The organism is Serratia sp. (in: enterobacteria) (genome assembly GCF_051654945.1).
Classification (GTDB): Bacteria; Pseudomonadota; Gammaproteobacteria; order Enterobacterales; family Enterobacteriaceae; genus Chania.
In genome coordinates, this window is sequence record NZ_JBOFZA010000028.1 from 128,593 (window position 1) to 147,564 (window position 18,972).

Genomic DNA, 18,972 nt, shown 5'->3' on the forward strand with positions numbered 1-18,972 from the left:
AGGGTACTCCTTATCATGATAAATTCTGACCACGCCGAGTTAGCGCAGAGATAGCAAATACGTTGCCTCGCACATTTTTATGCTCTGGCCAGCATTTCCTTCAGGCCAAAAGGGGCATCACAAAATAGTGCCGCATCCATCTGTGTTAATGTGGGGGAAATAAGCGGCATGAATTCCATTTGCTGAAGGATGTCCCGATCAAGATCGATGCCAGGGGCGATTTCTATCAACATTGGACCCTGAGCCGTCAATTCAAATACCGCGCGCTCGGTCACCAAGTGCATTTTTTGTTTTTTCTGGCGGGCTATTTCACCGTTATAGGAAATCTGGTTGATCGACTTCACCAGTTTTTTAACCGTGCCTTCCTGCAGAATATTTAATTGCCCATGCTGGAATGCCACTTCCAGCCCTTTGGCGGTAAAGGTGGAGCAAAAGACGACATGGTGGGCGTTTTGGGTAATATCGATAAATCCGCCAGCCCCGGTACAACGGTCTCCCATACGGGTGGCATTGATATGTCCGTTGGCGTCCATCTCGCCCGCGCCCATATAGGTAATATCGACACCGGCCCCGTTGTAATACAGCATCTGCTCCTGATGGTTAATCATGGCGGTCAGATTCTTGCCAATGCCAAAATCAATCCCACCGGCCTGCACGCCGCCGTAGATCCCCGACTCAACCGTGATGGTGACTTCTTCACTCACTCCTTCTTCATGAATGATGGTGCCAATAACATCGTTGGGAATGCCGGTACCCAGATTGATCACACAGTCGGGGGAGAGGAATTGGCAAGCACGGCGGCCAATCACCTTGCGGATGTTGAGCGGCAGCGTTTCCACTTCACTGACGGGGGCAATCAGGTTGCCGCAATAGGCCGGATCATAGAACCAGGAGGAGGTCTGGCGATGGTCTTGCTCGGGGTTGTCACACACCACGATGGCATCAATAAAATTCCCCGGCACCACGATCTGCTTCGGATGCAGGCTGCCCCTCTCCGCCAGGTTTTTAACCTGGGCGATCACCTTGCCGCCAAAGCGTTTCGCCGCCAGCACCGCTTGCAGGATCTCCAGCTTCATGGCTTCTTCCTCACAGGTGAGGTTGCCAGCGGTATCCGCCGTGGTGCCACGAATGATCACCGTGTCCAGCGGCAGCGCCGGATAGAACAGATATTCCTCCCCGCGCAGGCTGACCACTTCCACCAGATCTGGCAGGGAGCGGGTCAACGTATTCATTTTGCCGCCTTCCAGGCGGGGGTCGATAAAGGTCCCCAAGCCGACTTTGGACACATATCCGGCCTGACCGGCTGCCATGGCCGTATACAGGTGGACAATTTGCCCTTGCGGTAAACAAAAGGCTTCGACCTCGTTAGCGGCAATCTTTTCCATCCACTTGGGGGCCAGCCCCCAGTGCGAGCCGATAATGCGTTTTACCATCCCTGAAGGAGTAAAATGCTGATTGCCTAGCTCACGATTTGACTGCCCCGCAGAGTGAATATAGGTCAGCCCATGCGGTGCTCCGGTTGCCAGAAAGCGCTGTTCCAGCGCCTTCAAGATCGACTCCGCAGCCCCGATCAGCGTCATGCCGATGGTGCACAGCGTCGAACCGCTATTGACTAACTCTGCGGCTTGCTGGGCCGAAATCACTTTATTTCTCATCGTTTCCTACCTTACTTCTGTGCGGCGGTGCACATGGCACCGCGTTTAGGCTCTATTTCTCAATCACGCTATTCATGGCTGCTGACGGGCCTGGATTGGCTGATTTATCTTTGCTGCCTGCCGGTTGTTTCACCAGCGCGGCCCCGATGATGGCAAGCGCTTGCAACGTGATGGCAAACCACAGCCCTGCGCTAGGTGACCCTGTTCTATCCTCCAGCAGACCGAACACGTAAGGCCCGAAGAACCCACCGGTAATGCCCAGGCAAGCCAATAATCCGAGCCCGCCAGCCAGCATGGGGCCGCTCATCAGCGTTGCCGGGTAGGTAAAGATGATGGACTGCACGACGAAGAACATCGAAGCACCGATACAAAAGCCGATCAGCCCCAATACCGGGCCACCCATGGCCCCAATCAGGAAGCCGATGGCCATCGACGCAAAGCCGGATACCAGCATGATGCGCGAGCGAGAGGCGGTATTGGCGTATTTGGGCAGGAAGAAGCCGCCCAGAGCGGCTGCAATCCACGGGATGGCGGTTAACAGGCCGAGCGTCAGGGTGCTCATTTTGCCGTAGCTGTTGATAATGCTTGGCAGGAAATAGGTCAGGCTGTAGACCGAAATCTGATGGGTGAAATAGATCGCCACGATCAGCATGAAGGTTTTGTTGGTAAATGCCGTTTTAAAGGAAAACTTCTGGTTCTTATCCACCCCGACCGGTTGCTCGGCGGCCAGCTTGTTTTCAATATACTCAATGTCGGTTTTGGTCAGCCATTTGGCGTCGCGTGGTTTATTGGGCAGCACGGCATACACATAAAACGCCAGCAACACCGCTGGTAGCCCCTCGACGATAAACATCCATTGCCAGCCGTGCAGTCCGCCTAACCCATCTAACATGAGCAATGCGCCGCCTACCGGTGCCCCGATAATGTTGGCGATACAGACACCGAGCAGAAACATGCCGACGGCTCTGGCGCGATCTTCACGACCAAACCAATAGGTAAGGTACAGGATGATACCCGGGTACAACCCCGCTTCTGCCGCGCCTAACAGCAGGCGCATGACATAGAAAGAGGTAGGGCCGGTGACGAAGGCCATACCGGCAGAAATCACCCCCCAGGTGAACATGATACGGGTGATCCAGAACCGGGCCCCGACTCGCGCCATAATCAGGTTGCTGGGGATCTCCATGGTGGAATAGGTCAGGAAGAACAGACCGGCTCCCAACCCGTAGGCGGTGGCGGAAAGCCCAAGATCGATAGACATCGAGGCGCGGGCAATGCCGATATTGGTTCTGTCGATAAAGCTGATGATATAAACAACGATCAGTAACGGCATCAGGTGTTTATATATTTTTGCATTCGTTATAGCCGCCTGGCTTTTCGATGCAATATCTAACGGCCGATTTGACATGATAAGGCTCCTCCTCGTAATGAGGCGATTAAACGGAGTAGAGCTTTCTGTATTATTATTAGAGGTACAGGTGCTCTATTGTTTTAATGGTTGCGCTTCACGTTTCCTGATGTTGGCGCACTTATTGGACACGGCTTGCTATATTGGCGGTGTCAATTTTTTTCGTAATGCCAACTTGTCGGTTTTACCATTGGCATTCTTGGGTAATTCTGCGGTAAAGACGATTTTTGACGGTATTTTAAATTTGGCGATCTTATTCGAGAGCCAGTGGATAATATTGTCGCTCACTAAAGGTTTGTTCCGATGTGCCACGATAAAAGCCACGGCTTCTTCACCGTAGATTTCACTGCTGCTGGGAACAATGGCAATTTCCTTGACGCCAGGGTAATTCGAAATCAGGTTTTCCACTTCTATGCAGTATATTTTTTCGCCGCCACGGTTAATCATGTCCTTGCTGCGATCTTTGATATACAGATAGTTATCCTGATCGAGGCAGGCAATATCGCCGGTGTAAAACCAGCCATCGTGGAAATACTGCTGATTTGCCTGCGGGTTCTTCCAATATTGGCTGACGACCACCGGGCCTTTCAGCCACAGATGGCCAATTTCACCGGCGGCAAGCACCCGTTGATGATCGTCACGGATTTGACAGCTCAGGCCTGGGATAGGCAAACCAGAACTGCCTATCTTGTCACTGCTGCGAACATCGGTTGGGAAGATGCTGGCCGGTGAGGACGTTTCCGTCAGTCCATAGATCGGCCTGATTTCCGTCGCCGGGAACAGTTGCGCCAACCTTTCGATAATCCCTACGTTCAAATGCCCGGCACCACAGGCGATCATCCGAAGGCTGCTGTAATCTCCCACCTGCGGATGCTTTTCCGCTTCTTGCAGCAGCAGAATAAACACCGTAGGCGAACCATGCAGGAAGGTAATGTGATGGCTGCTGACGGTTTTCAGGATCTCTTCCGCACTGAATCTTTGCTGCAAATGCAGCGTGCCGCCAAGATGAATAAACAGGCAGAGCAGGGCGGACAGGCCGGTAATATGGCAAATAGGGATAGGGAGAATGGCACTGTCCTGCTCGGTGAGCTGAAGAGCCTGTTGGTAGGCCGTGATAGCCGCAATAAAGTTGCCATGGGTGAGCGCCGCCCCTTTGGGGGAACCCGTGGTACCGGAGGTATAAATAATCGCGGCAATATCATTCGCTTCGATTGCCGCTGGCTTCACCGGTGGGATGGTCTTTTGGTCATCTGCATTACTGAGCATCAGCTGCCATTCGGCCAACGATACCAGATGGCTGTGCTGTCCGGTTTCCAGCTTAGGCATCCATGGCTGGCTATTGGGATCGTAGAACACCGCTTTGGCGTTCACGCTGGCCAGGATGATCTGGCTGTCTTGCGATTTTAACTTGGTGCTTAATGGCACCACGATAATCCCCAGCGCCATCGCGGCATAAAACAGCGAGCAGAATTCTGGTCGGTTACCCAGCGCCAGAACGATCACATCACCTTTAGCGAGATTAAAGCTTTCTTTCAGGCAGGCGGCGCTTAAATTAACATTGTGATCCAACTGGTTATAGCTGTATTTATGGCCTTCAAAGAACAGGGCGGTATGGTCAGCCCGGCGGTTAACGCTCAGCTGTAAACTCTGATAGAGGTGTGTGATTTTGACCTGCTGCATAGCTTGCCTCTGCACCGACATTTACTGATGTTGGTGAGTATAGGGAAAGGCAACGGGGCAAGAATGCGCAAAATTTCACATCTTGCTACGGCAAACGGGGCTGGCGCTTTGTGTAAAACGCCAACCCGGAGGCGGCAAAAAAATCGATGTTATGACGTGCTGGTTAGTAAATGTTATCAAAAATGATAAAAATTATGATGAGAAAGGTGATTTGTGGCTTTTGCTTTTATGCAGATGCCTAAAAGAAGGAGATTGGGGGTAGCGCTAAAGCTAACTGGTGCCCTCGGTCGAACAGCCAGATTCGTCAGTCGGCGGAAAATTCGTTATTATCCGCCCTCACTCCCCATTCGGCAGCCCGATGTCTACGATCCTTGATACCTTTATTGCCCCGCTGTGCCATGACGAGATAGAGCTCCTCTATCAGGACGATCATCTGGTGCTGATCAACAAACCTGCCGGACTGCTCAGCCTCTCGGGGAAGAATCCGCAAAATCTCGATTCGGTGCATCATCGGCTGGTGAAGCTATTCCCCGGCTGTACTCTGGTCCATCGCCTTGATTTTGGTACTTCCGGGCTGATGGTGGTTGCCCGCAATAAGGCGATCAATGCCGCTCTCTGCCAGCAGTTCAGCCAGCGCACGGTGAACAAGGTCTACAGCGCTCTGCTTTGCGGACATTTGGACGAGGACGAAGGGGTGATAGATGCGGCGATTGCCAAAGACCCGGCGCTATTCCCGCTGATGTCGATTTGCTCAATCCACGGCAAGCCCGCCCGTTCCCGCTATCAGGCCGTTGAGCGCTTTTATCGCGAGTTGGAAGACGGGACGTTACTGCCGTTAACGCGGGTACAGTTAACCCCGGAAACCGGGCGCACCCATCAACTACGCATTCACTGCCAGCAGTTGGGGCATCCTATTTTGGGTTGTGACCTGTATGGTGGTCTCCTACTGCCAGGGACCGAACGGACTCCGCGACTGATGCTGCATGCCAGTGAGTTGGATTTTGTTCATCCTGTTAGTGGTGAGTTGATCGAAGCTCGTAGTACGTGCTCGTTTTGAAAGTAGAAGCATCTAAAGATGCTGTGATCTGCTCATCGGTGATTAGTACATTGTGGAGTTAACAGTGCTCGTTTCATGTATATGAGTGCTCAGATAACTTCTAATTATTTATAAAGTGAAAAATGATAATTTTTTAACTTTCGCTTCAGGATTGGCCTGTTTTACTGCGGCCAAAAAACCGGCAAAGTCATAATTAAAAAAAGTTAAATTATGAAAGAACTATACTTGTCTCTTCTGGCCATTTTTACGATATGTCACAGACCAGTTTCGCCTGTTGTTTATTTTTGTATAGCTAGGTCTAATCTCAATTATTTCCGATAAGTGAATTTTGTTAGTGATATTATCTTTGATTTGATATAGGTGGCAGCCATCGTAATAATACTCTTGATAAGAGGACCTGCTAAGAATTGAGGGGTTACATGATATTTTTTTCATTCCACCCTTTTCTGAAATGGTGAGTTTAGGGTGGCGAAGCGTGTTGAAGAACAACTTCATCAGAATGAAAAACAGAATAATGGGTAAGGACCCTAATAAAGCATAATAGATTTCCCGCATATCCTGTCCTTGATTTTAGCTAGTTATTTTTAGATGAGAATTTAAAGCGATCAACCATAACATTCGGGCGAGAACCCGCTTTATCTCTATCATTTTAGCTCGATCAGTGCCAACCGAAGATGATGCTCAATGAAGCCCGCCTTAAAGGCTCTATAGCGATGAATATCGTTTTCACTTGCTAGCACCGCAGCACGTTTTATCTCGGCATACTGTTCTGCTGCTTTCTTATTCTTTATCAAATAATCACGGAATGCCAGATGTTTTACGATTTGCGCATCGCCTACGGTGAAAGCATGAACTTGGTGACTACGTTGGTCCCCGCCCTTGGTGAAATACCTGCGATTTGAAATACCATTCTCTCCACGCGCGGTATATCCGGCATGTTCCATTGCTACGTTTAAGTTGTCCAACTCATTCAAATCAACAACCTCTAACAATATGTCAATGACAGGTTTTGCTGCCAAACCTGGTACCGATGTGCTACCAACGTGGTGAATCTGTGAGATTACCTTGCCAAGTGTTAACTGCAACAGCCAGCTTTCAGCTTTAAATAGACTAGGCCACTGCTCGTCATAGGCAACAATAGTCACTTTTCGCATATTCGTTCTCACCATTTTCTCTGCGGACTTAACATAACATCAGTTGCACTTACCGTCTTTCCGACAGTCAGGTTTTGTGTCTGATATTGGCCACGAGTAGCCTGTCAGAACCCCCCTCACACCTCAACCTCCCCAATCCGTTCCAGCGCATCCACAATCAAATCCCAAAAAGCCTTTTCATCAAGCTTCACCGCCACCTGAGTATGGCAATCCGCCGTAGCAGGGAAGCGGAAGTCCGCGACCGTCATGCCAAGCGTCAGAGTACCTGTCAGCTCTATATCAATCGGCACCTTACGCACCGTCATCACGTTGGGATTGATCACATAGGCGACCGCACAAGGATCGTGCACCGGCGGTGAAGTGAACCCTTGTGCTTGCTTATACATATGGCCAAAGAACTCGAGCAACTCGACCACAAACTTGGCCGGTCCGGTACCGATGGCAGCGATGCGTGCGCTCACTTCTGGCGTAGCCAATGCCTGATGCGTCAGATCCAGTCCAACCATGGTTAACGGCCAAGGTTCGTTGAACACGATATGCGCGGCTTCGGGGTCGATTTTGATATTGAATTCAGCCACCGCGCTCCAGTTACCCACGTGGTAACCGCCGCCCATCAACACCACTTCTTTCACGCGTGCGGCGATGCGTGGCTCTTTGCGTACCGCCATGGCGATGTTGGTCAGGCCAGCGGTGGGCACCAGCGTTACGGTGCCTGGCGGGTGCGCCATGATGGTATCAATGATCAGATCGACGGCGTGGATATCGGCCAGTTGCAGAGTGGGCTCTGGTAAGACTGGGCCATCGAGTCCCGATTCGCCGTGAATGTCTGGGGCGACTTCAATCTGACGTACCAAAGGGCGCGAGCAGCCAGCGGCAAAAGGTACGCCAGTGATGTTGGCGATGCGCGCGACGGCTAGCGCATTGCGTGTGACCTTCTCCAGCGTTTGGTTGCCGACAACGGTGGTTACGGCCAGCAGCTCAATCTCCGGGTTGCCCCAGGCCAGCAGCAGCGCGATCGCATCGTCATGCCCCGGGTCGCAATCCAGTATGATTTTTTTCATTAGTTTTCCTGATGCGTGGGAGTTTTTTCGAGCATAACTTAGCGGCGGGGGGAGGGATATGATTGGTGGGTCGTTTTGTTAACATCATCAAAGTATTGGGGAAATCAGGCCCCTCACCCTGATCCTCTCCCACAGGTAGAGGGGACCAAATGTGCTACATATTGAGTAACGTATCTGACATTGGCACCGTCTAAATGTGCCACCAGTTGATTGCCGAACCCGACATCGGCTGCGGACTCGCTCCCTCTCCCCCAAACAAGTGTTTATGTTGCCCCCGCCCGTACATTGGGAGAGGGCAGGGGTGAGGGGCGTCAATAGCTTATGGGTCTAGTCTTCCAGCTTCAGCACCGGCTCTCTCTTCAGCACTACGCGCAGTACAAAGTAATACACGATGCCCACCGCCAGCCAGCTAAGGCCGAGGATCTTGGCTTCGATATCCATTTCGTACAGCACAAAAGCGATGATCGCCAGGCCGACCAGCGGGAACAGCAGATGTTGCACCCAGGCCTTGGATTTCTGGCGGATGATGTAGTGGTTAATCACCGACAGATGCAGGATCAAAAAGCCCATCAGCGCCCCGAAGTTGACCAACCGGCTCAGGTTGTCGATGCTGCCGTTGAAGTACAGCCCGGAACCGAGGGAGATCACCGCCACCAGCAGGGTGCTGACGTAAGGGGTTTTAAAGCGTGGATGCACTTTGGCCAGGATCTTCGGCAGCTGGCGGTCACGCCCCATCGCAAACAGAATACGCGAGATGGCGGCCTGTGCGACTAACGCATTGGCAATCCCCCAGGAGAGTGCCGTCGCCCAGATGGTGGCCTGTTTTAGCCAGGAGCCGCCCGCCAGATTGGCGGTGTCATAGAACGCGGTATCCAGGTTGGTGAAGTTATGGCCTGCAGCCAAATCAGCAGCGATCCAGGTTTGCAGAATAAACAGCGTTCCCACCAGCAACAGCGCATACAGCGAGGCTTTCCCCACGGCATCGGCGCCGCCTTTACTCTCTTCGGACAGCGTCGAAATACCGTCAAAACCCAGGAACGACAGCACCGCGATCGAGACTGCGCCCATCACCAGCGGCAGGCTGAATTTCTCGGCATTGTAGAGTGGATTCAGCGTCAGGCCACCGGCTCCTTCGCCGGAATAAAGCGCCGTCAGGCCCATCACAACGAAGATGGTCAGGATCACGATCTCCGCCACCAGAATGTAGCGGTTGGCCTTGGCGGTAAACTGGATCCCCACCAGGTTGATCGCACTGTTAATTACAATAAAGGTGACGATCCACAGCCAGGCCGGAACCTCGGGCAGGATCGGGCCGAGCGCCGCTGCGCTGACAATATACAGCAGCGAAGGCACCAGAATGTAATCGAGCAGGATCAGCCAGCCGGCAAAAAAGCCGACGGTTTCGTGGATACCACGCTGGGCGTAAGCGTAGACCGAACCGGAAACCGGGAAAGCGCGAGACATCGACCAGTAACTCATGGCGGTAAAGAACATCGCCACCATACCGATCAGATAGGCCAGCGCCACCATGCCCTGCGCGCCTTCCCAGACGTAGCCAAACACGCCAAAGGGCGCGATCGGCACCATAAAGATCATGCCGTAAATCACCAGATCTTTCAGGGTAAGGGTTCGGTGCAGCTCTTGTTTATAACCAAATTGTTCAACAGACATGGTGTGGCCCTTAATCCAGCTGGATGTTTAACTGCTTGGCAACGCTGCGTGGCAGCGCGAAGCGGCAGGTTTTCAGCGGATCGACCACCTGGCAGATTTGCAGATCGCCGGTGATGCTCAGCAGGTTGATGGCGTCGGCCAGCGAGACGGTGCTGTAATCGGCCACGAAGTGCGCCATGTTGCGTGTTGCCAGCTCGGCCGCTTCGTCCAGCGTCTTGGCCGAGGCCAGGGTGTACAGCGCATCGGCGGTGCTCATCATCGGGGTTGGCAGCGCGCGGTTTTTTACCACGGTCAGGTTGACCACCACTTCGCCAGGGATCTCCAGCCCGCAAACGGAGACTTCACCATCGCCCATGGCGGCGTGCAGATCGCCAAGCGCAAACAGCGCGCCGGGAACGTTAACCGGCAGCCACAGCGTACAGCCTTCGGTGATGATTTTGCAGTCCATGTTGCCGCCGTGGGCATCTGGAGTGCCACAGGAGATCGGATCTTCGGCCGGGGCGACGCCAATCACGCCAATCATCGGCTTTAACGGCCAACGTACGCCGCCCGGCAGCAGCGCGAAACCGTCTTCCAGCGGCACGGTACGGATCTGCGGCTGTTGTAGTTCATCGCCGATCACACCCAGGCCCGGTGCGGTGACCATGACGGCCTGATGGCTGGTTGGGGTAATGCGTTTAATCTCGACCCGTAATACGTCGCCGGGGATCGCGTCCTGCACGTAAACCGGCCCGGTAGCCGGGTTGATGCGGCTCCAATCCAGTTCGGTGAAGGCAGCCTGTTCGGAGGCGATTTGGTCTTCGAAGCAGTCGCAGGTTTCAAAACAAACGTCGCTGCCGCTGGCAACGGTGGCCACAGGGGCGTTATCGCGCGACATGGCATATACCACGTGCTTGCGTGAGATCTTTTCCATGGTGATTCCTATAATGAATTATGAAGCCGTGTTTTTATTATGTATGGCGGTTATTTCAATTTGGCGCTCCGGCGCCAATCATCAATAAATCACACCCGTCGGGGCGGAAGCAAGCATGCGAACGTGGTCGCAGAATGGGCATTTCTACCCTATTGGCAGGATATGCTTAAAATAATTATCGCGGCGGTTTAATCCCTTTATCTATGGCGGATATTTCCGCACAACCGATCGGAAAGTGAGAAAAAATACAGCAGAGTCACCAGCAGAGAATTATAATCATTCGAAAGTAAATGCTTTCGATAATTGGTGTAAAGTTGCTGAGCAATCGGTTTGATAGATTGAAATGCACTATTTGCATAGTGAGGAATAATCACGCTGAGTAATTAAATGTAAACTCTCTGGTTGGCGCTTTACCTTGGAGTTTACTCCAAGGTTTATAGTATCTCTCAGGCATTTAGCATGAGGATATAAAGATGGGTATATTTAACAAGTTATTGGGGAATGCCAACTTCGGTAGTTCCCATGGGGATCGGGGTGGCCATCGTGGCGGACATGACCGGGGGCAGCGTGGTGGTCATGATGATCGAGGGCCACAGAATGGGGGCGGTATTGTTTGCCCGCAATGTCGTGAAATAAACCTGCCCGGAACACGTTTTTGCCAGAGTTGTGGTCAGTCTTTAGTGATACAGATATCACAGTGTAGCCAATGCGCCACGCCGCTGTCGGCAGGTAGCCGATTCTGCTCACAATGTGGCAAGGCAGCGGCAGACTGAGTCTCAGCGGTAGCCCTGATACACTTGCGCCACGCGTTTAAAGTATTCCGTCAGATAATTGATACACACCTGCACCTTGAGGGGCAGCTTGTCCTTCTCGGTGTACAGTGCGTAAACCGGGCGGGGTTCCGAGTGGTAGCGCTTGAACAGGATCTCAATCTCACCGCGTTTAATCTCTTCGATTACCCACATCAGCGGCGCATAGGCAATCCCGGCACCCGCTTTTAGCCAGCGGATCATGGTTTGTGAATCGTTGGTCACGAAGCGCCCCTGCGGGGAAATGCGCGTACTGATGCCTTCGGGGGCCATCAGTTCAAACTCACTGTCGGGCCGCACGCTGTACTCCAGCCAGGAAAAATTCACCATGTCTGACGGTTTTTGCGGTGTACCGTGTTGCGCCAGGTAGCTTTTGGCAGCGCAGACCACCATCGGCATCGAGCCCAGGCGTTTGGAAAACAGGCTGGAATCCTGTAGTGCGCCGGTGCGGATCACCACGTCCAGGCCGTCGGCAATCAGGTCAGGGGCAGGTATGCCGGTCACCAGATTGACCGTTAAGCCTGGATACTCTTGCAGCATGTCGGCGGTCATGGTCGCCAGGACGTTTTGCGCCATGGTGGAAGAACTGCCGATACGCAGCGTGCCGATGGGCGTATTGTTCAGCGCATAAAGTTGCTCATGCACTTCGGCGGCCTCCTGCAGCATGCGGCGGCAGCCCTGATAGTAGATTTTACCGGCTTCGGTCAGGCCGATGCTGCGCGTGCTGCGGTTCAGCAGCTTCACCTGTAGATCATTTTCCAGTTTGGACACTGTCTGGCTGATGGATGAAACGCTCAGATCGAGCTGGCGTGCCGCGGCGGTAAATGACCCGCATTCAACAACTTTGGCAAACACGGACATCCGTTTTAGTCTTTCCATTGTTCACTCTGGCTTAAAAGTGATTTAGATCACAGATTGTAGATTAGTTGATAGTAAGCAGGCTAATATAACGCGTCGGGTGTAAAGATCTTCTGAACGCTTGAGCGTGGTCCGCTATGCCGCGGTATACTGCCGTGGCCGCACGATCCCTCCGGTCATCCCTACATTCCCTCTCGCGGAAGCCTGCTCTTAGCTTAACCCTTTTTTCAGGTTTGTGACCTGGCCAACTGCCAGATCATAACGTTTGGTGTCCGTGCGCTAGAATGTAAATGATATGTGAAATCAGGAGTGAAAGTCCCGGTGTAGTAAACAATTAAGGAAAAAGTGATGAGTTTGCTTCCGGTTATGGTTGTTTTTGGACTGTCGTTCCCACCGGTATTTTTTGAGCTGTTAGCGTCGTTGGCCCTGTTCTTCGTCATACGCCGCCTGTTGCAGCCGACCGGGATTTACGATTTTGTCTGGCATCCGGCGTTGTTCAATACCGCGCTGTATTGCTGTTTGTTTTATCTGATTTCGTGTCTTTTCGTTTGAGGCTGCTGTGAAAACTCTATCATTAAAAATACTTCGCATCGCGATCACCTTGCTGCTGGTCCTGTTGGCAGCCATCGCCGTGTTCAAGGCCTGGGCGTTTTACACCGAGTCACCGTGGACGCGTGATGCCAAATTCACCGCCGACGTGGTGGCAATAGCCCCGGACGTCAGCGGTTTGCTGACCGACGTACCGGTCACCGATAACCAACTGGTGAAGCAAGGCCAGATCCTGATGGTGATCGACCAGCCGCGCTACCAGCAGGCACTGGCGGAAGCCAACGCCGATGTGGCTTATTACCAGACCCTGGCGGCGGAGAAGAAGCGTGAAGCGGGCCGCCGTGTGCGCCTGGGGATCCAGGCGATGTCACAAGAAGAGATCGACCAATCCAATAACGTACTGCAAACCGTGCAACATCAGTTGGCCAAGGCTATCGCCGTGCGCGATCTGGCGCAGTTGGATCTGGAACGCACCACGGTACGTGCGCCCGCAGACGGCTGGGTCACCAACCTCAACGTCCATACGGGGGAATTTATCACCCGTGGCTCCACGGCGGTGGCGCTGGTGAAGAAAAACAGTTTCTACGTCATCGCCTATCTGGAAGAAACCAAGCTGGAAGGGCTGAACAAAGGCGACCGCGCCGAGATCACCCCGCTGGGCAGTAACCGCATCCTGCACGGCACCGTCGATAGTCTTGCTGCGGCGGTGAATAACAGCAGCAGTACCCCGAACAGCAAAGGGCTGGCGTCGATCGACAGCAATCTGGAGTGGGTGCGTCTGGCACAGCGCGTGCCGGTGAAAATCATACTGGATGAGAAAGACCAGCAACACTCTTACCCGGCAGGGACCACCGCGACTGTGGTTATTACCGGCAAGAACGATCGTAACGTCGACAGCGGCTCACCCTTTATCCGGTTGATGCATCGGTTACGTGAGTTCGGCTAATGAACAGCCCAACCTTTTTGCGGCTCCGGTTTGCCTGCAAGCTCAGCTTTGCGATTGTCTTCGCGCTGTTTGTCGGCTTTCACCTTAATCTGGAAACCCCGCGCTGGTCGGTGCTGACGGCGGCCATTGTGGCTGCTGGCCCGGCCTTTGCAGCCGGGGGCGAACCTTTCTCCGGCGCCATTCGCTACCGTGGCTGGCTGCGTATTATCGGCACCTTCATCGGCTGCTTTGTCGGTTTGTTGATTATCGTCACCTGCGCGCGCGCACCGGTGGTGATGCTGATGCTTTGCTGTGTCTGGCTCGGTGTTTGTACCTGGATCTCCTCGCTGGTGAAGGTCGAAAACTCCTACGCCTGGGGGTTGGCTGGCTACACGGCGCTGATTATCATCGTCACCTCGGCAACCACTACCACTTCGCTGTTGGCCGCGCCACAGTTCGCCGTAGAGCGCTGTAGCGAGATCGTGCTCGGTATTCTCAGTGCAATACTGGCCGATTTGCTGTTTTCCCCGCGTTCAATCAAGCAGGATATCGATCGCGCGGTGGATCAGTTGCTGGTGGGGCAGTACCGGCTGATGCAGATGTGTATCAGCGATGCGGGTAAAGAGGATATCGACCGCGCCTGGAGCGATCTGGTCAAAAGCACCACCGCCATCAACGGGATGCGCAGCAACCTGATGTTGGAGTCTTCACGTTGGCAGCGGGTCAATCGCCGGCTGAATGCGTTGCATACGCTTTCGCTGACGCTGATCACGCAAGCCTGTGAAACCTACCTGATATTGCTCAATCACCCGGATGCGGTGAAGGAAAACATCCGTGAACTGCTGATGGTGCCAGCGGAAACCGCGCAGGAAGTCCATAAACGCCTGAAGCTGGTGCGTCAGGTGCTGGCGACCAACCGTAGCGATGAGCATCTGCCAACGGTCACCGGCTGGGTGGGCGCGGCGACCCGCTATCTGTTAGTGGCAAAAGGCGTGCATACCAACAGCGGTATCAATACGATAGAAAACGAGATCCTGGCCGAAGAGGTGGTGGTGAAAAGGCCGTCGGCGGAGGGCCACCATGCGCTGATTAACGGGCTGCGAGCCTGGGCGGCAACCTCAATCGGCTGCCTGTTCTGGCTGTGGACCGGCTGGACCTCCGGCAGCGGCTGCATGGTGATGATCGCCGTAGTCACCGCACTGGCAATGCGTACACCAAATCCAAAAATGATGGCGCTCGATTTCCTGCTGGGGGTGCTGGTGGCGTTGCCGCTGGGGGCGCTGTTTTATATGTTTATCCTGCCGGAAACCCAGCAAAGCATGTTTTTGCTGTGCCTGAGCCTGGGCATCATGGCCTTTGTCATCGGCATCGAAGTGCAGAAGCGCCGTTTGGGATCGCTGGGTACCCTGGCGAGTACCATTAACATCATCGTGTTGAGTAACCCGATGACCTTCCATGTCTCGTCGTTTATTGATAGCGCCATCGGCCAGATTATCGGCTGTTTTGTGGCGATGATCGTGCTGTTCCTGATCCGTGATACTTCACGTGAACGCACTGGCCGGACGTTGATGAATCAACTGGTCAGCAGCGCCGTTTCAGCCTTGACCACCAAGGCGGCGCGCCGTAAGGAGAACCATCTGCCAGCGCTGTATCAGCGCCTGAACCAACTGCTGATGATGTTCCCGAACGACATTGCCAAATATCGCCTGGCGCTTAACCTGATTATTGCCCACCAGCGGATGCAGATGACCGAGATCCCGGAACGGGAAGAGCTTTCGGTGTTCCACAAGCAGATCCGCAGCACCGCCGACCACGTGGTCACCGCCAAGAACGATATTAAGCGGGCTTACTACTACGATCGGTTACTCAAAGAGATGAATGAATATCAACAAAAGCTGGTGGATAACCTCGCTCCGCTCAGCGTGACCGGGCCGGTAAAACGCCTGGCAGATATGCTGCATCGCTACCGTCACGCGCTGATTGATTGATATCTTCAGCGCCCCGCCAAGGTCTATACTGAGCATGGTTTACGCCCCCGGCCACGGGGGCTAAAATGCTCCTGGGGGCGTATCAGTGTCCCCTTTGCAAGAGAAATGGTTACATCTTGGTCATCTTTGATTCATTAATTTTTGCTATAGATGCAGGGACGGTATGAATAAACGTACGCTTATTGCGATGTTGATTGCTTTGGTGGTGGCAGGTTTCAGTGCGCTGCATGGGGAGGGCGATCGGGCGATCACCAACGTGCCTACTCCGGCGGCAGAGAGTACCAGCATTGAACAACTGACGGAGCAGAAGAGGGTGGTCAGCTACGTGCAGCAGCACCAGCGGCTCCCTGACTACTACATCACCAAAAAACAGGCACGTGAGCAGGGTTGGGATGCGAGCGACGGTAACCTGTGCAAGGTATTGCCGGGCAAGGCCATTGGCGGCGATCGTTTTTCCAACCGTGAAGGGCAATTACCAGCCGCCAACAACCGGGTATGGCGTGAAGCAGATATCAACTACCGATGTGGCCGACGCGGTGCCGATCGACTGTTGTATTCCAGTGACGGTCTGATTTACGTCACGCACGACCATTATAAGAACTTCATGCGGATGGAGTGAGCCGATGGGAAAAGTAGAGTTCGATTTTAACCAGATACCAGACATTCCCGCGTTCTATCGCCACTTTGCCGAACGGTTCGCACTGGGTGAAGAGTTTGGTGCCAACCTGGACGCGCTGTGGGACGTTGTGACCGGCGACATCAGCCTACCGGTCGAGATTGAATTTCTCAATCTCAACGTCCGCAGAAAACGCCGCTTTGGTGCCATAATTCTGCTGTTTGAAGAGGCGGAGGAAGAGCTGGAAGGCAACCTGCGGTTCAATATCCGTGAAACGAGCGGCATGGCAGCGGTTCACCCGCGCTGATGCCGCAGGCGTTTACTGTTGCGCCTCGGCCAGTTCGCGCAGGTACTGGAAGATTTGGCGGAATGATTTTGGCGGCTTGTTAGCGGCCTGCTCTTTCTGCGCGTTACGGATCAGGGCACGCAACTGTTGGCGATCGGCCTCTGGATACAGATCCAGCACGGACGGGATCGCGTCATCACCTTCTGCAACCAGACGATCGCGCAGCGCTTCCAGCTTGTGGAACAGCGAAACCTGTTGGTTATGGCGGTTCTTTAGCTTGTCGAGTGCGGTCTGGATCGGTTCGACATCACGAGCGCGCAGCATTTTGCCGATCAACTGGATCTGGCGGCGGCGGCCTTCTTTCTTGATCTTCTGCGCCAGTTCGATGGCGGCACGCAGATCTTCATCCAGCGGGATGCGTTCCAAGGCGTTTTTACCCAGTTCAACCAGTTCGGTTCCCAGGTCTTTCAGCGCTTCGGCATCACGTTTGATTTCACTTTTACTGACCCAGATAATCTCGTCATCGTCCTCGTTTTCGTTCTCCGGGACATCGTCGAGCCAGTCTTCAGGCTGTTTGTTCATGGTAGGCTCCGTTAAAAAGAGGCTAATCCTAACAGGTTGCCGGCTTTATGCGAAATTCCACGCGGTTCCTGTTAGACTCAAAAGTAGATCGGGCTGTGGCCAGCGGGTGCAGCCGAAATTATTTTGGCGCGTTATCACGCGCAAAACCATGCCGACACGGCACTTTTTTCAACGATTCTCTGATTAAGTATGGCAGATTGATGAAAGTAGTCACCCAAGTTGCAGAGCAGCGCAAAGCGCTGGAACAAGCCGTTTCACAGGCGCTGGAGCTGGCACGCGCCGGTTCCGATGCGGCAGAAGTTGCCGTGAGCAAAACCACCGGTATCAGCGTCAGCACCCGCTTCGGCGAAGTGGAGAACGTCGAGTTCAACAGCGACGGCGCGTTGGGCATTACCGTCTATTATCAAAACCGCAAAGGCAGTGCCTCTTCCACCGATCTGAATCCGGATGCCATTGCCCGCACCGTGCAGGCGGCGCTGGATATCGCTCGCTATACTTCGCCCGATCCCCACGCTGGCCCGGCAGAAAAAGATCTGCTGGCGTTTGATGCGCCGGATCTCGACCTGTTCCATCCTACCGAGCTGGATGCCGAACGCGGTATCGAATTGGCTGCCCGTGCCGAGCAGGCTTCGCTGGCGGCGGACAAGCGTATTACCAATACCGAAGGCGGCAGTTTCAACAGCCATTACGGTATCAAGGTGTTCGGCAACAGCCATGGCATGCTGCAAAGCTATTGCTCCAGCCGCCATTCGCTCTCCAGCTGTGTGATCGCCGAGCATGATGGCGATATGGAGCGGGATTACGCCTACACCATTGGCCGTGCGATGGGCGATATGGCCAGCCCTGAGTGGGTCGGCCAGGAATGTGCCCGCCGCACGCTGGCGCGTCTCTCCCCACGTAAGCTGTCGACCATGAAGGCTCCGGTGCTGTTCGCTTCGGAAGTGGCAACCGGTCTGTTTGGCCACCTGGTTGGCGCTATCAGCGGTAGCAGCGTTTATCGCAAGTCCACCTACCTGCTGGATTCGTTGGGTAAGCAGATCCTGCCGGAGTGGATGACCATTGAAGAACATCCGCACTTGCTGAAAGGGCTGGCGTCTACGCCGTTCGACAGCGAAGGCGTACGTACCCAGCGCCGCGACATCGTCAAAGACGGCGTGCTGGAAACCTGGCTGCTGACCAGCTATGCCGCGCGTAAGTTGGGGCTGCACAGTACCGGTCACGCTGGTGGCATCCACAACTGGCGCATTGCCGGCCAGGGCGATGACTTTGCCGGTATGCTCAAGCAGTTGGGCACCGGTTTGGTGGTTACCGAGCTGATGGGGCAGGGTGTCAGCGGCATTACCGGTGATTACTCACGCGGGGCTTCAGGTTTCTGGGTGGAAAACGGTGAGATCCAGTATCCGGTGAGCGAGATCACCATTGCCGGTAACCTGAAAGATATGCTGCGTAATATCGTCAGCATCGGCAGCGATATCGAACTGCGCAGCAATATCCAGTGCGGTTCCGTGCTGCTGCCGGAAATGAAGATCGCCGGGCAGTAATATCCCCCTTATCCCAACCCTCTCCCACAAGGAGAGGGAGCTGTCAGTCCGTGCTATTGTGGTCATCTCAGCAAACTTGAGCTCCTCCTCATCCAAAGTGAACCACTACACTTTCAATAAACTCGATCGGTCCCCTCACCCTTTGGGAGAGGGTCAGGGTGAGGGGCTCACTTCAACCTTCCTTACAAATATTAAGTATCGGTTTTGCCGTTCTATGCC

The 18,972-nt window shown here is 53.8% G+C and carries 18 protein-coding genes; 9 read left to right on the top strand and 9 right to left on the bottom strand.

Annotation, left to right across the window (positions count from 1 at the left end; genetic code table 11):
- Positions 1 to 77: 77 nt before the first annotated feature.
- The 3 genes from ACRDCA_RS02930 to ACRDCA_RS02940 all read right to left on the bottom strand — a co-directional run bounded on the left by ACRDCA_RS02930 (position 78) and on the right by ACRDCA_RS02940 (position 4,743).
- Positions 78 to 1,655, bottom strand: coding sequence for an acyl CoA:acetate/3-ketoacid CoA transferase (locus tag ACRDCA_RS02930; RefSeq protein ID WP_438688234.1), 1,578 nt, complete (start codon positions 1,653 to 1,655; stop codon positions 78 to 80).
- 52 nt (positions 1,656 to 1,707) lie between these two features.
- On the bottom strand, positions 1,708 to 3,063 hold the full coding sequence (locus ACRDCA_RS02935) for an MFS transporter (protein WP_438688235.1): 1,356 nt from the start codon (positions 3,061 to 3,063) through the stop codon (positions 1,708 to 1,710).
- A 138-nt stretch (positions 3,064 to 3,201) separates the two neighbouring features.
- A complete protein-coding gene (locus tag ACRDCA_RS02940; protein ID WP_438688236.1) occupies positions 3,202 to 4,743 on the bottom strand; it encodes a class I adenylate-forming enzyme family protein in 1,542 nt (513 codons plus the stop codon).
- Positions 4,744 to 5,101: 358 nt separating this feature from the next.
- Here ACRDCA_RS02940 and ACRDCA_RS02945 point away from each other — a divergent pair, with 358 nt between their 5' ends.
- Entirely contained in the window at positions 5,102 to 5,800 is a 699-nt protein-coding gene (locus ACRDCA_RS02945) for an RluA family pseudouridine synthase (RefSeq protein WP_438688237.1), read from the top strand.
- Positions 5,801 to 6,444: 644 nt separating this feature from the next.
- On the opposite strand, the gene ACRDCA_RS02950 is transcribed toward ACRDCA_RS02945, so the two are convergent.
- From ACRDCA_RS02950 to ACRDCA_RS02965, 4 genes are all read right to left on the bottom strand, one after another.
- Complete coding sequence (locus ACRDCA_RS02950) at positions 6,445 to 6,954, bottom strand: GrpB family protein (RefSeq protein ID WP_438688238.1); 510 nt, start codon at positions 6,952 to 6,954, stop codon at positions 6,445 to 6,447.
- A 116-nt stretch (positions 6,955 to 7,070) separates the two neighbouring features.
- Positions 7,071 to 8,015: a uridine-preferring nucleoside hydrolase UriH gene (gene uriH, locus ACRDCA_RS02955; protein WP_438688239.1), complete on the bottom strand. Its 945-nt coding sequence runs from the start codon at positions 8,013 to 8,015 to the stop codon at positions 7,071 to 7,073.
- Between the two features lie 327 nt (positions 8,016 to 8,342).
- The gene (locus ACRDCA_RS02960) at positions 8,343 to 9,686 is read right to left on the bottom strand and encodes an APC family permease (RefSeq protein ID WP_438688240.1); all 1,344 of its coding nucleotides are present in this window, start codon (positions 9,684 to 9,686) and stop codon (positions 8,343 to 8,345) included.
- Positions 9,687 to 9,696: 10 nt separating this feature from the next.
- Positions 9,697 to 10,599, bottom strand: coding sequence for an acetamidase/formamidase family protein (locus ACRDCA_RS02965; protein ID WP_438688241.1), 903 nt, complete (start codon positions 10,597 to 10,599; stop codon positions 9,697 to 9,699).
- 501 nt (positions 10,600 to 11,100) lie between these two features.
- Between ACRDCA_RS02965 and ACRDCA_RS02970 the strand changes: the two genes are divergently transcribed.
- Positions 11,101 to 11,235, top strand: coding sequence for a hypothetical protein (locus ACRDCA_RS02970; protein WP_438688301.1), 135 nt, complete (start codon positions 11,101 to 11,103; stop codon positions 11,233 to 11,235).
- Between the two features lie 2 nt (positions 11,236 to 11,237).
- Positions 11,238 to 11,372, top strand: coding sequence for a double zinc ribbon domain-containing protein (locus ACRDCA_RS02975; protein WP_438688299.1), 135 nt, complete (start codon positions 11,238 to 11,240; stop codon positions 11,370 to 11,372).
- A 3-nt stretch (positions 11,373 to 11,375) separates the two neighbouring features.
- Here ACRDCA_RS02975 and aaeR read toward each other — a convergent pair whose 3' ends face one another.
- A complete protein-coding gene (gene aaeR, locus ACRDCA_RS02980) occupies positions 11,376 to 12,287 on the bottom strand; it encodes an HTH-type transcriptional activator AaeR (protein ID WP_438688242.1) in 912 nt (303 codons plus the stop codon).
- Positions 12,288 to 12,614: 327 nt separating this feature from the next.
- Between aaeR and aaeX the strand changes: the two genes are divergently transcribed.
- The 5 genes from aaeX to ACRDCA_RS03005 all read left to right on the top strand — a co-directional run bounded on the left by aaeX (position 12,615) and on the right by ACRDCA_RS03005 (position 16,651).
- On the top strand, positions 12,615 to 12,818 hold the full coding sequence (gene aaeX, locus ACRDCA_RS02985) for a p-hydroxybenzoic acid efflux pump operon protein AaeX (protein WP_438688243.1): 204 nt from the start codon (positions 12,615 to 12,617) through the stop codon (positions 12,816 to 12,818).
- Between the two features lie 7 nt (positions 12,819 to 12,825).
- Positions 12,826 to 13,761, top strand: a complete 936-nt coding sequence (gene aaeA / locus ACRDCA_RS02990; protein WP_438688244.1) for a p-hydroxybenzoic acid efflux pump subunit AaeA — start codon at positions 12,826 to 12,828, stop codon at positions 13,759 to 13,761.
- Positions 13,761 to 15,728, top strand: coding sequence for a p-hydroxybenzoic acid efflux pump subunit AaeB (gene aaeB, locus ACRDCA_RS02995; protein ID WP_438688245.1), 1,968 nt, complete (start codon positions 13,761 to 13,763; stop codon positions 15,726 to 15,728). The genes aaeA and aaeB overlap by 1 nt, the downstream gene beginning before the upstream one ends.
- A 163-nt stretch (positions 15,729 to 15,891) precedes the next feature.
- Positions 15,892 to 16,347 (top strand): ribonuclease, encoded by a 456-nt coding sequence (locus ACRDCA_RS03000; RefSeq protein WP_438688246.1) that lies wholly within the window; start codon positions 15,892 to 15,894, stop codon positions 16,345 to 16,347.
- A gap of 4 nt (positions 16,348 to 16,351) precedes the next feature.
- Positions 16,352 to 16,651 (top strand): barstar family protein, encoded by a 300-nt coding sequence (locus ACRDCA_RS03005; protein WP_438688247.1) that lies wholly within the window; start codon positions 16,352 to 16,354, stop codon positions 16,649 to 16,651.
- A gap of 12 nt (positions 16,652 to 16,663) precedes the next feature.
- Here ACRDCA_RS03005 and yjgA read toward each other — a convergent pair whose 3' ends face one another.
- Positions 16,664 to 17,212 (bottom strand): ribosome biogenesis factor YjgA, encoded by a 549-nt coding sequence (gene yjgA, locus ACRDCA_RS03010; RefSeq protein ID WP_248945495.1) that lies wholly within the window; start codon positions 17,210 to 17,212, stop codon positions 16,664 to 16,666.
- 200 nt (positions 17,213 to 17,412) lie between these two features.
- Between yjgA and pmbA the strand changes: the two genes are divergently transcribed.
- Positions 17,413 to 18,753, top strand: a complete 1,341-nt coding sequence (gene pmbA / locus ACRDCA_RS03015) for a metalloprotease PmbA (RefSeq protein WP_438688248.1) — start codon at positions 17,413 to 17,415, stop codon at positions 18,751 to 18,753.
- Positions 18,754 to 18,972: the final 219 nt, after the last annotated feature.

What these genes read in the sequence shown, in the direction of transcription:
- ACRDCA_RS02930 (WP_438688234.1), bottom strand. Translation starts at nt 1,655, where the DNA reads ATGAGAAATAAAGTGATTTCGGCCCAGCAAGCCGCAGAGTTAGTCAAT.
- ACRDCA_RS02935 (WP_438688235.1), bottom strand. Translation starts at nt 3,063, where the DNA reads ATGTCAAATCGGCCGTTAGATATTGCATCGAAAAGCCAGGCGGCTATA.
- ACRDCA_RS02940 (WP_438688236.1), bottom strand. Translation starts at nt 4,743, where the DNA reads ATGCAGCAGGTCAAAATCACACACCTCTATCAGAGTTTACAGCTGAGC.
- ACRDCA_RS02945 (WP_438688237.1), top strand. Translation starts at nt 5,102, where the DNA reads ATGTCTACGATCCTTGATACCTTTATTGCCCCGCTGTGCCATGACGAG.
- ACRDCA_RS02950 (WP_438688238.1), bottom strand. Translation starts at nt 6,954, where the DNA reads ATGCGAAAAGTGACTATTGTTGCCTATGACGAGCAGTGGCCTAGTCTA.
- uriH (WP_438688239.1), bottom strand. Translation starts at nt 8,015, where the DNA reads ATGAAAAAAATCATACTGGATTGCGACCCGGGGCATGACGATGCGATC.
- ACRDCA_RS02960 (WP_438688240.1), bottom strand. Translation starts at nt 9,686, where the DNA reads ATGTCTGTTGAACAATTTGGTTATAAACAAGAGCTGCACCGAACCCTT.
- ACRDCA_RS02965 (WP_438688241.1), bottom strand. Translation starts at nt 10,599, where the DNA reads ATGGAAAAGATCTCACGCAAGCACGTGGTATATGCCATGTCGCGCGAT.
- ACRDCA_RS02970 (WP_438688301.1), top strand. Translation starts at nt 11,101, where the DNA reads ATGCCAACTTCGGTAGTTCCCATGGGGATCGGGGTGGCCATCGTGGCG.
- aaeR (WP_438688242.1), bottom strand. Translation starts at nt 12,287, where the DNA reads ATGGAAAGACTAAAACGGATGTCCGTGTTTGCCAAAGTTGTTGAATGC.
- aaeX (WP_438688243.1), top strand. Translation starts at nt 12,615, where the DNA reads ATGAGTTTGCTTCCGGTTATGGTTGTTTTTGGACTGTCGTTCCCACCG.
- aaeB (WP_438688245.1), top strand. Translation starts at nt 13,761, where the DNA reads ATGAACAGCCCAACCTTTTTGCGGCTCCGGTTTGCCTGCAAGCTCAGC.
- ACRDCA_RS03000 (WP_438688246.1), top strand. Translation starts at nt 15,892, where the DNA reads ATGAATAAACGTACGCTTATTGCGATGTTGATTGCTTTGGTGGTGGCA.
- ACRDCA_RS03005 (WP_438688247.1), top strand. Translation starts at nt 16,352, where the DNA reads ATGGGAAAAGTAGAGTTCGATTTTAACCAGATACCAGACATTCCCGCG.
- yjgA (WP_248945495.1), bottom strand. Translation starts at nt 17,212, where the DNA reads ATGAACAAACAGCCTGAAGACTGGCTCGACGATGTCCCGGAGAACGAA.
- pmbA (WP_438688248.1), top strand. Translation starts at nt 17,413, where the DNA reads ATGAAAGTAGTCACCCAAGTTGCAGAGCAGCGCAAAGCGCTGGAACAA.